The 14,805-nt window shown below is 72.6% G+C and carries 14 protein-coding genes; 6 read left to right on the forward strand and 8 right to left on the reverse strand.

Translation table 11 applies throughout. The features are described 5' to 3' along the window. Positions 1-2 precede the first annotated feature (2 nt). Entirely contained in the window at positions 3-716 is a 714-nt protein-coding gene (locus tag ACZ4QV_RS20580) for a GAF and ANTAR domain-containing protein (RefSeq protein ID WP_361150662.1), read from the forward strand. A 183-nt stretch (positions 717-899) separates the two neighbouring features. Beyond that, positions 900-1,109 carry a hypothetical protein gene (locus ACZ4QV_RS20585; RefSeq protein WP_361150659.1) on the forward strand — a complete coding sequence of 70 codons (210 nt, stop codon included), beginning with the start codon at positions 900-902 and terminating at the stop codon, positions 1,107-1,109. Between the two features lie 145 nt (positions 1,110-1,254). Here ACZ4QV_RS20585 and ACZ4QV_RS20590 read toward each other — a convergent pair whose 3' ends face one another. From ACZ4QV_RS20590 to ACZ4QV_RS20605, 4 genes are all read right to left on the reverse strand, one after another. Next, the gene (locus ACZ4QV_RS20590; RefSeq protein WP_361588695.1) at positions 1,255-1,659 is read right to left on the reverse strand and encodes a class I SAM-dependent methyltransferase; all 405 of its coding nucleotides are present in this window, start codon (positions 1,657-1,659) and stop codon (positions 1,255-1,257) included. Positions 1,660-1,791: 132 nt separating this feature from the next. Next, positions 1,792-2,577, reverse strand: a complete 786-nt coding sequence (locus ACZ4QV_RS20595; RefSeq protein ID WP_361150654.1) for an SDR family NAD(P)-dependent oxidoreductase — start codon at positions 2,575-2,577, stop codon at positions 1,792-1,794. Between the two features lie 29 nt (positions 2,578-2,606). Beyond that, positions 2,607-4,001 (reverse strand): cytochrome P450, encoded by a 1,395-nt coding sequence (locus ACZ4QV_RS20600; protein ID WP_467763207.1) that lies wholly within the window; start codon positions 3,999-4,001, stop codon positions 2,607-2,609. After that, a complete protein-coding gene (locus ACZ4QV_RS20605; protein ID WP_467763208.1) occupies positions 3,998-5,566 on the reverse strand; it encodes a prenyltransferase/squalene oxidase repeat-containing protein in 1,569 nt (522 codons plus the stop codon). The genes ACZ4QV_RS20600 and ACZ4QV_RS20605 overlap by 4 nt, the downstream gene beginning before the upstream one ends. 335 nt (positions 5,567-5,901) lie before the next feature. Between ACZ4QV_RS20605 and ACZ4QV_RS20610 the strand changes: the two genes are divergently transcribed. Continuing rightward, a complete protein-coding gene (locus ACZ4QV_RS20610; RefSeq protein WP_467763209.1) occupies positions 5,902-7,254 on the forward strand; it encodes a DUF4334 domain-containing protein in 1,353 nt (450 codons plus the stop codon). 149 nt (positions 7,255-7,403) lie between these two features. On the opposite strand, the gene ACZ4QV_RS20615 is transcribed toward ACZ4QV_RS20610, so the two are convergent. Then, on the reverse strand, positions 7,404-7,934 hold the full coding sequence (locus ACZ4QV_RS20615) for a DoxX family protein (RefSeq protein WP_467763210.1): 531 nt from the start codon (positions 7,932-7,934) through the stop codon (positions 7,404-7,406). Positions 7,935-8,069: 135 nt separating this feature from the next. Next, a complete protein-coding gene (otr(B), locus tag ACZ4QV_RS20620) occupies positions 8,070-9,722 on the reverse strand; it encodes an oxytetracycline resistance efflux MFS transporter OtrB (protein WP_467763211.1) in 1,653 nt (550 codons plus the stop codon). Positions 9,723-9,938: 216 nt separating this feature from the next. On the opposite strand from otr(B), the gene ACZ4QV_RS20625 reads away from it, so the two are divergent. The 3 genes from ACZ4QV_RS20625 to ACZ4QV_RS20635 all read left to right on the forward strand — a co-directional run bounded on the left by ACZ4QV_RS20625 (position 9,939) and on the right by ACZ4QV_RS20635 (position 12,768). Continuing rightward, positions 9,939-10,454 carry a MarR family winged helix-turn-helix transcriptional regulator gene (locus ACZ4QV_RS20625; protein ID WP_361150640.1) on the forward strand — a complete coding sequence of 172 codons (516 nt, stop codon included), beginning with the start codon at positions 9,939-9,941 and terminating at the stop codon, positions 10,452-10,454. A gap of 104 nt (positions 10,455-10,558) precedes the next feature. Then, the gene (locus ACZ4QV_RS20630; protein ID WP_467763212.1) at positions 10,559-12,133 is read left to right on the forward strand and encodes an amidase family protein; all 1,575 of its coding nucleotides are present in this window, start codon (positions 10,559-10,561) and stop codon (positions 12,131-12,133) included. Positions 12,134-12,255: 122 nt separating this feature from the next. Continuing rightward, positions 12,256-12,768: a DUF3515 family protein gene (locus ACZ4QV_RS20635; protein ID WP_467763213.1), complete on the forward strand. Its 513-nt coding sequence runs from the start codon at positions 12,256-12,258 to the stop codon at positions 12,766-12,768. On the opposite strand, the gene ACZ4QV_RS20640 is transcribed toward ACZ4QV_RS20635, so the two are convergent. Further along, positions 12,765-13,667 carry a proline iminopeptidase-family hydrolase gene (locus tag ACZ4QV_RS20640; RefSeq protein WP_361150633.1) on the reverse strand — a complete coding sequence of 301 codons (903 nt, stop codon included), beginning with the start codon at positions 13,665-13,667 and terminating at the stop codon, positions 12,765-12,767. The two genes, ACZ4QV_RS20635 and ACZ4QV_RS20640, sit on opposite strands and share 4 nt — an antisense overlap. 264 nt (positions 13,668-13,931) lie before the next feature. Beyond that, complete coding sequence (locus ACZ4QV_RS20645; protein ID WP_361150631.1) at positions 13,932-14,732, reverse strand: 3-hydroxybutyrate dehydrogenase; 801 nt, start codon at positions 14,730-14,732, stop codon at positions 13,932-13,934. Positions 14,733-14,805: the final 73 nt, after the last annotated feature.

A 14,805-nucleotide genomic window follows, 5' to 3' on the forward strand; every position in this document is an offset into this window, starting at 1 on the left:
CCATGCCAGGCGCCGAGTGGGAGATGCTCCTCGACCGGTTGCGCCGTGCCGCGCGCACCGGCCAGGGCCTGAACGGCGTGAGCCCCGGAACCGCCGCACGACTGCTCGGCCACGACGCCATGACCCTGTGCCTGGCCACTCCCCGCGGCCACCTGGAGCTCCTGTGGTCCGACGATGCCGCCGACCGGCTCGGCCCGGCCATGGACGATGTGCAGTACACCCTCGGTGAAGGCCCCACCCTGGAGGCGCTCCGCACCGGCCGTACCGTCACCGAGCCCGATCTGCGGAACGCGCCCGTCGGCCGCCGGCCCCAGTTCCTGCCCACCGCCGCCCGTACCGACGTCCGTACGGTGGTGGCCGTCCCGCTGCTCCTGGGTGTCGTACCCGTCGGCGTCCTGACCGCCTACCGCACCCGTCCCGGTGCCCCGAGCGCCCAGCAGGTGGCGGCGACCGACCGTTTCGCGCGGGCCGCGCTGCATCTGCTGCTGTGCACCTCCCCCGCCCGGCTGCTCACCGGTGAGCACGGCGCCGGGCCGGTCCTGCACCGTGCCGAGGTCCACCAGGCCACCGGTGTCCTCGCCGTCCAGCTCCGCGTCGCCGTCGACCAGGCCCTCCTGCGGTTGCGGGCCCACGCGTACTCCCAGGACCGCGCTCTCCTCGACGTGGCCCGCGATGTCATCGCGCACCGTCTCCGCCTCGACAACGGCTCGCCGTGACGGTTCCCGCACCACCAGGCGCGACCGGATACGGCCGGATACGGCGATCACCGCGCCCCGGGCCGTCCCGGGTGGCGCCGGCCCGCCGACCACCCAGGTGCCCCGGAGAGAATGCGCGTCACGGGAAGAAGGGGTGTGCTGGAGACCCGGCTCCCAGCCGCCCCGTCCTCAGGAGTGATCTGCATGCGTGTACGTCTCGTCCTCGCCGGCGCGGTGCTCGCCGCGGCCACCGTGGTGCCCGCGGCGTCCGCCGCCGTGGCCGACGACAGCCCGGCAGGCGCCGCCTCGAAGACCGGCGTCGGCCCCGGCGCAGGCCCGGACAGCACCGAGTTCGGCGCGGTCCCCCAGGCCAACCGCGAACTCGTCGGCCGCATCATGACCGGCCTGGCCTGAGCCTGCCCCGCCGTTCCGACGCGGACCGCCACGCGGAGGTGCCGGCCGCGCCGGAGCCATCAGCCGGTCCGGAAGCATCAGCCGGCCCGGAGCCGGAAGACCGTCTCCGGGGCGTCCCCCTCCGCAACGTCGCCGTCCGCGTCCGTCACCGACACCGTACGCAGCCCGCGGCCTCGGCGGCGCGCTCGTCGCGCTCCGCCGACACCACGGAGAACCGCAGCTCGGCGCCGTCGTCGGCGGGCGCGGTGCGGACCCGACCGAACCGGTCGGCGGGGGTCGGCGCCGGCACGTGCAGTGGGATCAGCGCGGAACCGCCGTCGGCCAGGTGGCGGCAGCGTTCCAGCATGTCGGCGGAGGAGTCGACGCCTTCCACGTCCAGTCCGCGGCGACGCGGTGCGAGCAGCGGGTCACCGTCTCCGCAGCCCCGTTCCAGGGCCGGGCCGCCCACTTCGCGGAGTAAAGCCGTATAGGCCTCGGGGTCCGGGGAGAAGGACCGCAGCGGGGCGAAGGACTCGGAGACGAGGCCGGTGCAGAAGTCGGCCGGGTCCACGGACGTTCGCGTTCCGTCCGGTGGGAGACCGGCTTCGCGGATCGAAGCCGGGGGCCGCTGCCGGGTGCCGAGAGCAGCGGCCGCCGACGCAGGGCAGGTGCCCCGAGATCGGCGTCACCAGCGGTTTTCGTGCTACTTCGCCAGGTACCCGCCGTCCACCACATGGTCGCTGCCGGTCATGTACGAGGCGTCGTCGGACACCAGGAACGCGATGAGCGCGGCGACCTCGGCCGGCTGCGCGGTGCGCTGCAACGGCACCGAAGCGATGAGGTTGTCGGTGCTCCCGGGCGGCAGCGAGGTGACCATCGGGGTGCCGACGACGCCCGGTGACACCGACAGGACCCGGATGCCGTGGTGCGCGTACTCGCGGGCCGCGGTCCGGGTCAGGGCGAGGACGCCCTGCTTGGCCGCCGCGTAGGCGGCGTGACCGCGAAAGGCCGAATGGGCGGCGATGGAGGAGAGGTTGACGATGACGCCGCCCGTCGCGGCCATCGCGGGGAGCTGGCAGCGCATCGCGTGGAAGACGCCGTAGAGGTTCACCTTGGTGATCGTGTCGAAGTCGGCGGGCGACAGCTCCGCCAGCGGGGTGAGGGGGCCGCTGATCCCGGCGTTGTTGACCGCGATCCGCAGGCCGTCGCCCATGGTGGCGGCCTCCTTGACGACGCCGGTGACGCTGTCCAGGTCGGTGACGTCCACCCGGCGGGCGAGGGCGGTGCCGCCGGCCGCGGTGATCTGCCCGGCCACTCGGGCGGCACCGTCCTCGTCGAGGTCGGCGGCCACCACCACGGCGCCCTCCGCGGCCAGCCGCTCCGCACACACCGCGCCGATTCCGGAGGCGGCGCCGGTCACCAGGGCGACGCGGTCCCGCAGTCGGCCGGGCCGGGTTCCGTCGCCGGGCGTGTGGATGTGCGTGGACATGTGCGGCTCCCGGGGAAGGGCGGAAGTGGTCAGGAGGGACGGGCATGCGCCGTGAGCGGCAACCGGTCCGGGCGCAGGACCGTGCCGACCAGCGGCCGTACGGGCGCGCCGGCGACCGGCTCCAGGCGCCGGCGCGCGGTGAACGCGGCTACCGCCAGCGTCAGTTCCGTCCAGGCGAAGTCCTCGCCGATGCACAGCCGACTGCCCGCGCCGAACGGCAGGTAGGCGTGCCGCGGCGGCTTCGCGCCGGCGTCCGGCGGCCAGCGGTCGGGGCGGAAATGCTCGGGTTCCTCGTACAGGTGCGGGTCGTGGTGCAGTGCGTACGGGCTGAAGAACACCTCGGCACCCGGGACGAGCCGTACGCCGCCGAGTGTGACCGGCCGTACGGCACGGCGCATCAGCAGCCACGACGGCGGGTGCAGCCGCAGTGTCTCGGTCAGGACCTGCCGGGTGAAGACCAGGGCAGGTACGTCCTCGGAGCGGGGTGGCCGTCCCGCTTCGAGGACGGTGTCGAACTCGTCGTGCAGGCGCCGCTGGACGTCGGGGCGGCGGGAGATCTCGTACAGCGCCCAGGCCAGCGCGGCGCTGACGGTGCCGGTGCCGGCCAGGAAGAGGGTGATCAGCTCGTCGGTCACCTCGGTGTCGGTCAGGGCGCCTTCCGGGCCGCCCGCGAGCAGGAGCATCGAGAGCAGGTCGCCGCGGTCCCGGCCGTCGGCGCGGTAGCTGTCGACGATCCGCTGCTGGACGGCCACCAGCCTGCGCAGCGGACCGGCGTCCGGCGGCCGCCAGCCCGGCAGCAGCGGAAGGCGTTCCGCCCAGGCGTGCAGGGGGGACAGGGCGAGGCGCATCGAGTGGTACTTGATGGTCAGCCAGTCCTTGACGGCGGTGCGCAGCTCGGGGTCCTGGGGGTCCGCGAAGAGGGTGCGGAGCAGGATGTCGAGGGTGAGGCGGTGGATTTCCGGCACCAGGTCGCGTGTGGTGCCGGGTTCCCAGGCGGCGGAGCGTGCCAGGGAGCGTTCGGACATGACGCGGGCGTAACCGGCGATCCGGTCGTGGTGGAAGGCGGGCTGCATCGTGCGGCGGTGGCGGAGGTGGCGGTCCCCGGCAGCGGTGATCAGCCCGTCGCCCAGCGGGACGCGCAGGGCGTCGAACATCGCGCCCTTGTCGAAGGAACGGGCCTGGGCGGTCAGCAGTTCCCGTACCAGCTCGCCGGAGTTGACGACGTGGACCGGCCGCGGGCCGATGTAGACCTTGGTCACCGGTCCGTGGTGCCGCTGCTCGCGGACGAAGCGCAGGGCGTCCCGCCGGAAGCGCGGGGCGTGCCCGGCCAGCGGTACGCGGCCGGGGGCGACGGGCGCTTCGGTGAGGGCGTCGGCGGAGGTGTGCCCGGGGCGCGCGGTCGGCCGTGCACCACTGCTGTTCACGCCGGTCCTCCTGCTGTCCGACCGCAGGACAGCTCCTCCCCGTGCGGCTGGAGGCAGCCGCCCCGCGCGGCGGCGCGAAGCCTGCGCTGCCCGGCGAAGAGGCCCTCCACGGCGAACGCGTGGGTGTGGGTGGGGAAGTGCGTGAGGAGCGGTCGCGGGCCGTACATGAGCGGTACGCCCGGCCAGGTGCCGTCGTCGCGCTGGGTCTCCACGAGGTAGGTCAGCCCCGGCGCCCAGAGGTCTTCGTCGCGGAGACCGCCCCGTTCCAGGGCTGTCAGCGCCAGGCCGGTGGCGGCCGGGGTGCTCGGGCCGCCTGCCTCGACGGGCCAGCCGCCGTCGGGGTTACGGGTTCCGGCCAGCTCGCGGGCGGCGGGGTGGCCGTCCGGTGGCGCGGGGGCGTCGAGGGCGGGGAGGACTTCGGCCGTGGCGTACGGGAGGCCCCGGTACCAGCCGGCATGCCAGCGTCCCTGGCCGTCGAGGCGTTCGGTGAGCCAGGCGCGCGCCGCGGCCAGGTCCACGCGGTGGCGGCCGGAGTGACGGGCGAGCGCGGTGACGACATGGGCGATCACGTCGTCCACCGGGGGGTCGCCGGCGGACTGCCAGGTCCGCCAGAGCCCGTCGTCCCGCTGCTGCCGGGCCAGGTGCCGCACGCCGGCGCGGATCACCCCGCCGGAAGCGCCGCTCGCGCCGTCCAGGGCGATCAGGGCGGCTCCGGTGGTGTCGTTGTCGGACTCGACGCCCAGGCGGAACGGCCAGCCGCCGTCCGGGTTCTGTGCCGCGACCAGGTAGGCGACGGCGGCGGGCAGCGCGTGGCGGTCGAAGTCCGGCGCACCCCGGAAGGCGCGCACGGCCAGCGCGGTGTCCCAGACGTCACTGGTGGTGAAGCGCCAGGTGCCGTCGGCGTGTTGGCTGGCGAGCAGGTACTCCGCGCAGCGGCGGGTGGCGGCGGTGCCGGGCGCGGCGGCCTGGAGGGCGAGCGCCGCGAGAGCCGTGGTGACCGGGTTGGCGAAGAAGTCGCCCGCCGGGGACTGCTGGTCGGCGACCGTACGGGCGGCTTGCAGGGCGGCCTGCCGGTCCCCGTGGTGGACCGCCACGAGGGCGTGTGCGGACCAGAGTTCCACGCGCGACCAGCGCTTGAGCCGTCCCGGAGTGGCGACCGCGGTGGCCAACTGCGTACGCAGCGCGTCGGGTGCGGCGCCACCGCGTACCGTCCGGCCGGTGTGCAGGGCGAGGGCCTGGAGGAGCCGGGCCCGGGCCGACAGCGCCGGATCCTCGAAAGCGGGGTGGCTCACGTCGACGGGTCCGTCGGCGCCCAAGGCCAGGGACAGCAGCGCGCTTTCCACGGCACGGGCCACCGGGTGGTGGTCCTGCGGGGCGGCTCCGGATGCGAGCCAGACCCGGCCCCGTGCGGCGGCGTGGCCGGCGCCGGGTTGCGGTGCACGCGCCAGGGCCAGGGTGCACAGCGCGGTCTCGGTGATCCGAGGGTCGGGGTCGGCGAGCCACGAGCCGTTGTCCCGCTGAGTGGTGAGGGCATGCCGGGTGGCGAGGGTGAGGGAACGATTCACCCGTGCTGCGAGCGTGGGTGACAAGCGGGCGACCGGTGGGTGCGGTAACGCGCGTCCTGCTGACATCTTGCCTCGATTTCTGCTCGTCCCGCTCGTGCTCCGTGCGTACGCGCCGTCAGCGCGCCGACCGGTCCCGCGTTCTGCCGGGCGGCCGGGGGACGACCGGGCGGCCCGGCCGCGCGCGGCGGCTCCGGGGCACTCCGGGGTACGGGGCGGCGGACCCCGCCCGAACGCCCGGAACGTAGCCTGACGGCGTGAACACCTCACAGCCGGCCGGCCACCTTCCCTCAGAGATCGTCTCCATGGCGGACACATGCTCGGCCGCCCTGCGAAACATGCCCAGGCTCGAAAACTGGCTCAAAAAGCTCGGTTTACCCGTGGACACCGCGCTGGTCCCCCTGATGTGTCTGCAAACCACGTTCTTCACCCCGTGGCTGCCGCCCGACACCTGTCTGCGGATGTCCCGGCTCACGGTCTGGCTGATGGCGATCGACAACGTCCTGGACGCGCCCGAAGCGCCCGGTTCACCGGGCCCGGACTGGCCCACGGCCCGCGTCGACGCCTGGCACCGGATCCTCGACGGGCACGACGACGGCAGCGACGACCCCGTGGCGCGCGCTCTGGCCGAGATCATGCGGGACGTGGGCGGCAGCGGACGGCCCGAACTCGTCGCCGCGTGGCGGGAAAGCATGCATCAGACACTGACCGGCATGCGGTTCGAACACGAGACGGCCCGGACGGCGGCCACCGGCGGCACGGCGCCCCGGTTGGCCGACTACCTGCGGCACGGCGCCTGGAGCATCGGCGTCGAACAGCAGGTCACCGCCCTGTGGGCACTCCTGGACGAACCCGGCCCGGCCGGCCGCCTGCCGGTGCTGCGCACCGCGCTGCACGAGGCCGCGATCGCGATCCGCCTGCTCAACGACCTCCGTGGCCACCACCGGGAGCAGGCCGAGAGCAAGCCCGACGCGCTGGCCCTGGGCCTGACCGAGCGGGAGGCGTACGAGCGTGCCGACGCGGGGCTGGAAAGCTGCCTGCGGGCCCTGGCTCCGCTCACCGCGGCCGGGTACGGTTCCGCGGTGGCACTGGAGCGGGTGGTGATCTGGCACGCCCGGATGTACCACCGCTTCGACCCGGTACGGCCCGGCCGGACCGCCGCCCCTCCCCTGCCGGGCAGTACCGCGCCCGCACCGCCCGTCCCCCGGCCGAAGGAGGCCCCGCCCATGGGTACCGAGCAGGAAGTCCTGGACGCCGTCGCGTCCGGAGGCACGTACGACACCGCGGAACTCGCCGACCTCTTCGACCGGTTGGAACCCGTCGACACCGCTTTCCTGATCGGTACGTGGCGGGGCGGCGCTTTCGAGCACACCAGCGAGAACGCCGCGCTGCTGGCGAAGATGCGGTGGTACGGCAAACGGTTCGTCGACGCCGACCACGTGGAGCCGCTGCTCTGCCGCGACGAGGACGGGACGGTCCACTCGTACACGGAAAGGGGCCTGGCCTCGCTGCGTGAGGTCGTCCACCGCGGCAAGCAGTCCACGGCGATGGTCTACGACCAGTTGCCGGTCATCGACCACTTCCGCCGTCTCACCGACGACGTCCTGCTGTGCGTGATGGACAAGAAGGGCGAGCCGGAGGACTTCTACTTCCACCTCACCCGCGTACCGGAACCCGAGCTACGGACCTGACGTCGGACCACCGGTGACCGGGGCGGCGGGACACCCGCACCACACCCGCCGCCGTGCTCGCGCCAGGCGGCCGCGAGCCGGCGTACCGCTTCGGGCTCTTGGCAGTCGTCGCGGGAGCGGGGAGCCGTCACTACGGGAGCGGGGAGCCGTCACTCCTGACCGTCCTCCGCCGGCTGCCGGGCCCGCTTGTTGCGCGCGCCCACGACCAGCGCCGTGGCCGCTCCGGTCACCGCGAGCGCTGTCGGGACCATCCAGTTGCGGTTGACGGAGTGGCCGAGCGCGTGGTCGAGGGAAATCCGGCCGGGCCCGGTGATGCTCAGCCCGGTCGTCGTCAGCCCGAGGAAGGCCGGGTGCTCGTAACCGCCGCTCTGCGCGAAGAACCCGTTGGGGGTGTGTACGGCGGCGGCGCCCGCCATCGCGCCCGCCGCGGCCGCGCCGGCGGCGGGGGTGGCCAGCCCCAGCGCCAGCAGTACGCCGCTGCCGGCCTCGGTGAGTCCGGCGACCGTGGCGTTGGCCTTGCCGGGCGCGTAGCCGACGGACTCCATGAACTGGCCGGTGCCCTCGATGCCGCCCCCGCCGAACCAGCCGAAGAGCTTCTGCGCGCCGTGCGCGGCCAGCACACCGCCGGTACCCACACGCAGGAGCAGCAGGCCGAGGTCACGTCGGTCGAAACAGGTCACGATGGGCTCCCGGGGCAGCCGGACAGGGACGGTCCCCTCCCGCCTGCCCATCGTCCCTCCCCCGGCACGCCTCGGGCTCGCCCACTCGGCCGTTCAGGTGACGGTCGCGGAGGGGACCTCGCCCCTCCGTAGGACCTACTTCGCTTCCCGCGGCGCGCGCTCCGACGTACGAGTGCCGTCGTCGAGTTCGCGCAGGAACCAGGTCAGGACAAAGCCGGCCAGCAGCACGGCTCCGGCGGCGAGAAACACGACGTGGAAGCCGTGCGCGAAGGACTCGGTGACCGACTGCGCCAGCCTGGCGTCGATGCCGTGGAGCAAGGACGTGTCGTCGAGGTCGATGCCCGTACCGCGTCCCGACTCGACCATGGCCAGGAAGCGGTGGTTGGCAGGGTCCCCGGTCACCGACGGGTCCGTGAGCAGGCTTTCGAAGCGGCGGGAGTGCAGCAGGTCGGCCAGGCGGCCGAGCGCCACCGCGAACAGGACGGAGAACAGGACCGCGATGCCGGTGGAGCCGCCGATCTGCCGGCACAGGCCGGACGCGCCGTTCGCCACCCCGAGTTGGCTCTTGGGCGCCGCGTTCTGCATGGCCAGGGTGATGACGGTCTGGGACAGTCCGATGCCGATGCCCAGCCAGCCGACGGTCAGGGTCATGCCCCACATCGGGGTCGCGGCGCCGGCCGCGGCGAGCGTCAGCAGCGCTCCGGCCATGGAGCCCAGGCCCACGACGGCGAGCTTCTTGAACCGGCCCGAGGCCGCGATCAGTTTGCTGGACACCACCTGGGAGGCGATGGTGCCCACCATGAACGGGATGACCACCAGCCCCGCCTCGGTCGGGGCCCGCCCCTGCACCAACTGGAGGAAGAGCGGCAGGGTGGTCACCGTACCGAAGATGCCGACGCCGATCGTGAAGTTGACCGCCGAGCACAGGGCGATGCCGCCCCGCCGGAACAGCCGGAGCGGCAGTACGGCCTCGTCGCCGCGCCGCAGCTCGACGGGGACGAACAGCGCCAGTCCGGCCGCGCCCAGCACGAAGAGGACGAGGGAGGCCGGCGCGGTCCAGCCCCAGGACCGGCCCTGTTCGGCCACGATCAGCAGCGGCACCAGGAACAGTGCCAGCGCCGCGGTGCCCAGTACGTCCATCCGGTGTTCGCGGCGCTCGTGCGGCAGGTCGAGGGCCCTGCGTACGGTGACCAGGGCCAGCAACCCCAGTGGCACGTTCAGCAGGAACACCCACCGCCAGCCGGCCACGCCGAACACCTCGCCGGCCTCCGCGAAGGTGCCGCCCGCCAGCGGGCCGACGACACTGGCCGCCACCCAGGCCAGTTGCAGGAAGGCGAAGTAGCGCCCGCGCTCCCGCACCGGCGCGAGATCGGCGACCACCGCGGTGGGCAGGGACATCAGTCCGCCGCCGCCCAGCCCCTGGACCGCCCGGTAGAGGGCGAGTTCGGTCATCGACCCGGCCGTACCGCACAGGACCGACCCGGCGACGAACACGGCGATCGAGATCAGGTACATCGGCTTGCGCCCGTGGATGTCGGAGAGCTTGCCGTAGAAGGGCATCGCCAGCACGGAGGCGATGAGGTACGCGGTCGTCGCCCAGGCCTGCTCGGTCTGGCCGTGCAGATCGTCCGCGACGGTGCGCATCGCGGTGGCGACGACCGTCTGGTCCAGGGCCGCGAGGAAGACGGCCAGCAGCAGTCCCGACATGGCCGTCAGGATCTGCCGGTGGGTGAACGCCCCGCCTGTCTGGGCGGCCTCGCCGGCGGTGCCCGGATGCGCGGATGACACGGTGCCTCACTCTCCAGGCCGGGGGTCACGGCACCGTCCGCGCAGCTTGCCCGCTGCCCGCTGTCTGCCCGCGGTCGGCGCCCCGGCCGGACGCCGAGCGTAATCACCGGAACGCATTTCGACAAGCCCTTGTCATTCTCCGGAGGGAGCGCCCTTCAGCAGGCCGTTTCCGGAGCCGCGGAAATCCGCGGGGGGCCGGGGACCTACGCTGTTTCCATGGATTCCTCACCCCCGGACGTGGACGCCCTGGTCGAGGTGACCGCCGAGGTCTTCGCGGTCAACGGCCGCCTGCTGCGCGAAGGGGACTGGCTCTCCGCCCACGCGGGGCTGACCTCGGCGCGCTGGCAGGTGGCGGGGCTGCTGCTGGACGGGCCGTCGACGGTGGCCCGCCTGGCCCGGGAACGCGGACTGCGGCGCCAGGCGGTCCAGCAGACCGTCGACCGCCTACGGGCCGAAGGCGTCGTGACGACCCGCCCCAACCCGCAGGACCAGCGCAGCCCGCTGGTCGAACTCACTCCGGGCGGGCGGCAGGCCCTGGACGCTCTGCGCCCCTTGGAACAGCGCTGGCTGGAGCACCTGGCCGGGGACATCCCACCCGAGGACCTGCATGTCGCCCTCTCGGTGCTGCGCCGGCTGCGGGAGAACTTGGACGTCCGGCCGGGGCTGGATGACCGGCCGGTACCGGACGCCCGTCCGACGGCGGAGCCCGGCGCGGAGCAGCGGACCTCCTGATCCCCGAAGCGTTCCCTGCCGTTCGGGACGCCCCCTACCCCGACCGACGCCCCCGCCCCTGTCCCCGCGCAGTCAGCACCGAGCACCGCATCAGGAGCCTCTACGTGATCCCCCGCCGCACCCTGCTCACCGCCTCCACCGGCATCGCCACACCGGCTGCCGCGACCGCCCCCTCCTCCCCTCGGCCCCGGCCCGGCGCCCGGACGCCCGACGTCGAGGCTCTCCACCTGGCGCCCGCCCGCGACCAGGTCGCCGCACTGTGCCGACGCGAGATCAGCAGCCGCGACCTCCTGGAGCAGTACCTCCGGCACATCGCACAGGTCAATCCGCACGTCAACGCCATCGTGACCCTCGACGCCGACGCCGCACGCGCCGCCGCGGACCGGGCGGACCGGCACCTCGCCGAAACCGGTCAGCCCCTCGGCCCGCTGCACGGACTCCCGATGACGGTCAAGGACGCCCTGGAGACGAAGGGCATGCGCACCACCAGCGGCTCCCCCGACCTCTCCGGCCACGTACCGGACCGGGACGCCGACGCCGTCGCCCTCCTGCGCGCCGCCGGTGCCGTCCTCGTCGGCAAGACGAACGTGCCGGTCATGTGCCAGGACATCCAGACGTCGAACCCCCTCTTCGGCAAGACGGACAACCCGTACGACGTCACCAGGACCGCGGGCGGCTCCTCCGGTGGCGCGGCCGCCGCCGTCGCCACGGGTCTCACCCGTCTCGAAGTCGGCTCCGACCTCGCCGGTTCGCTGCGCCTGCCGGCCGCGTACCGCGGTGTCCACGCGCTGCGGACCTCCCGCGGCGCCGTGCCCGTCGTGCCCACCCGCGGCCACATCCCCCGCCTGCCCGGCTGGGCCACCAGCAGCGACATGGTCACCCTCGGCCCGATGGCCCGTACGGCCGACGACCTCGACCTCCTCCTGGATGTGCTCGTCGCGCCCGCACCCGCCGACCGGAGCGGGTGGACGATCACTCTGCCGGCCCCGGCCAAGAGCGAACTCGCCCAGTACCGCGTCGGTGTCTGGGCGGACGACGCCCACTGCCGCGTCGACGCCGCGACCCGCGCACTCCTCGACCGGGTCAGCACGCTGCTGCGCTCCGTCGGCGCGAGCGTCGACGACGCCACCCGGCCCGTCGACTTCGCCGGGAGCAACACCCTGTTCCAGCGTCTGCTGTTCGCCACCGGCTCCGCCACCGCCACGGACAGCGCGTTCGCCGCCGACGTGGCGGCGGCGGAAAGGACCCCCGCCGACGACCCGGCCGGACTGTTCCTGCGCTCCCGGACGATGCGGCACCGGGACTGGTGCGTCGCCGACGAGGCGCGGCAGCAACTGCGGGCCGCGTGGGCCCGCTACTTCGCCGACCATGACGTCCTGATCACCCCGGCAGCGCCGACGGCGGCCGTGCCCGACCAGACCGGCACCCCGGCGCCACAGCGGTTCATCACGGTGGACGGCGTGCAGCGCCCGTTCTTCGACCAGACGAGCTGGGTCAACCTGGCGAGCCTGGTGGGCCTGCCGTCCGTGGTCGTCCCGGCCGACCGGACCGCCGACGGGCTGCCGCTGGCCGTGCAGATCATCGGCCCCTACCTGGCGGACCGCACACTCGTCGCCATGGCGAAGCAACTCGCGCGGCATCTGCCCGGCCCCGGTCGGCCGCCCGCCCGGACGGCGTGAGCCGGTTCAGCCTCCCAGGGCTCCCGGCCTTATGGAAATTTCACCCTGAACAGGCACTAATGTTGCCCGCCACGGCAAGAGTTGCCGTTTGACTTGTTCGACCGAAGGAGGCGTGGCGAGAAGTGGCTGCACCGTCGAAGAAGGCCCTCGTCACGGCCGGGGCCGTGGGCGGAACCGCCCTCGCCACGGCCGGGGTGCTCGCCTTTTCGCTCCTCCCCTCCCCACCGCACGTCGAAAGCGCGCCCAACGCGAGCCACCCGCTCTGCAACGACATCGCCCGGCACTACCCGCGCCGCCTCCTGGGAGAGGACCGAATCGAAGTGCGGGGCACCGGTGTTGCAGTCTGGGGAGATTCGACCGTCATTCTCCGCTGCGGTATGAAACCCCCCAAGCCGACCACCGACTTGTGCCTCAACGTGAACGGAGTGGACTGGGTACTGCGGAGCGATTCGTCGAGCGAGAGCAGGGAGGAGAGTAAAAGCGAGAAGGAGAGCAAGAAAACCCTCATCACCTACGGACGCGATCCCGCCGTCGAAGTGACGGTGACGGCGGACTCGACCACCGCGGCCGGGGACACTCTGGTCGACCTCGGCGACGCGGTGCGGGCGATCCCGCAGAAGTCGAAATGCATTTAACCTCGACCTTTCGTGGGGGAAGTCTCGTTCTGGCACACGCGCGCTTCGACGCGCGCCATGTAGTCTCGGACGAGGGAGACGTACGCGTCGCGAAGGGGCTTCTCCTCCAGGTATCCCATATGGGCCGCGCCGGGCTGCGTCACATGCTCGGAGTCAGGAATCCTGTCGGCGATATCGGCGAGATGCGCGGGAACACATTCGTCGAACTCGCCGCCGAGAACGAGTGTCGGTACCCGGATCCGCTCCAGCGCGTCGAAGATGTCCCAGTCCTTGAGAGCGCCGGTGACGTGGTAGTCCGCATGCCCGATCATGGTCCGGAACGTCGTCACACTCATGAGTCCCGGGTCCAGGCTCATGGCAGAGGTACGCAGTACGCACGCGCGCAGGTACTCCTCTTGGGCCACCCGGTAATCGGGGTCGCCGGTCTCACCTCTCAGCTCCCGGCCGTAGGTGCGGTCGAGTACATCGCCCGGCAGTTCCGCCATCAGGTCGCGGACCTCCCGCTCGAACCGTGGCACGCTCGCCAGGCCGTTGGCGCAGATCAGGCTGGTCCATTCCGGCGCCCGCTCGGCGGCGTACTGAAGGCCGAGCATCGCTCCCCAGGAGTGGCCGTAGACGTGCGGGCGTTCCAGGCCGAGCCCTTCGGAAACCGCGCCCAGTTCGTCGAGGAAGCGGTCCACCGTCAGCAGCGAGATGTCGTCGACCGGGTCCGAACGCCCTACCCCCAACTGGTCGTACCAGACGACCTCACGCTCCTGGGCGAGCGGGGTGAAAGCGTCGAACAGCAGATCACTCGGGTAACCCGGGCCGCCATGGACGAGCAGCAGCGGCGCGCCACCGCTGCCCGTTCTGCGGTACCACACCTTTCCTCCCGGTACGGAAATTCTGCCTTCCCTCATACCGCCTCCACTTCATGGGAACCCTCTTCCGTCCGGCCGTCGACGAGATATCCGTCGAACCGGTTCGGTGACCCCAAACATAGGAAAGAAGACCCGAAGAGATAAGGCTTGACTTCATGCCGCACTGCGGGCAGTCCGACAACGAGGACGGAAAACCCGCACGTCAGAGAGGTGGCGACACATTCGCGAGGTCATTTCCGGGCGGAAAATCGGTGGTCGGGCCCGTGGGGATCGCTGTGGATCCGCTCTCTGCGGCAGGCGAGGTCAGCCGGCTCCCCAGCCGCCGTCCAGCGGGACGGAAGCGCCGTTGAGGTACGCGGTGTGCGGGGAGCACAGCCACAGCACGGCCGCGGCGACCTCCTCGGGCTCCAGGAGCCGCTTGATCGGCGACCGGGCCAGCAGGACGTCGGCGAGCACCTTCGAGGCGTCGATCCCATGAGCCGCGGCCTGGTCGCCGACCTGTTTTTCGACCAGGGGCGTCCGCACGTAACCGGGGTTGACGCAGTTGCTCGTCACGCCGTGCTCCGCCCCTTCGATGGCGGTGACCTTGCTCAGCCCTTCCAGAGCGTGCTTCGCGGCGACATAGGCGCTCTTGTAGGCGCTCGCCCGCAGTCCGTGGACGCTGGAGATGTTGACGACGCGGCCCCAGCCGTTCGCGTACATGTGCGGCAGTGTGCGGCGCAGCAGCAGGAACGGCGCGGTGACCATCACCTGCTGCATGAGCGCGAACCGCTCCGGAGGGAACTCGGTGAGCGGAGCCACATGCTGGAATCCGGCGTTGTTGACGAGGATGTCGACCTCGGCGGGCAAGGACTCGATCGCCGCCGGATCGGCCAGGTCGACGACGTGCGCCCGGCCGCCGGTCTCCGCGGCAACGGCCTTGGCCGACTCGCCGTCCTTGTCGACCACGTGCACCGTGGCGTGCGCCGCCGCCAGCGCCACCGCGCACGCCTTGCCGATGCCACTGCCGCCGCCGGTCACCAGAGCGGTACGTCCGCCGAGGTGCACGTCGGCGGAGGGCAGGGATGCGGGGGCGGAGGCGGAAGCGGGAAAGACGTTCGTCATGGGTGGCAACGGTAAGGGGTGCCGGTACTTCGCGGATATGGGTACGCGAATTGCGGGAGTGGCCGGCCCGATG

This window comes from Streptomyces sp. NPDC026394, assembly GCF_055567735.1.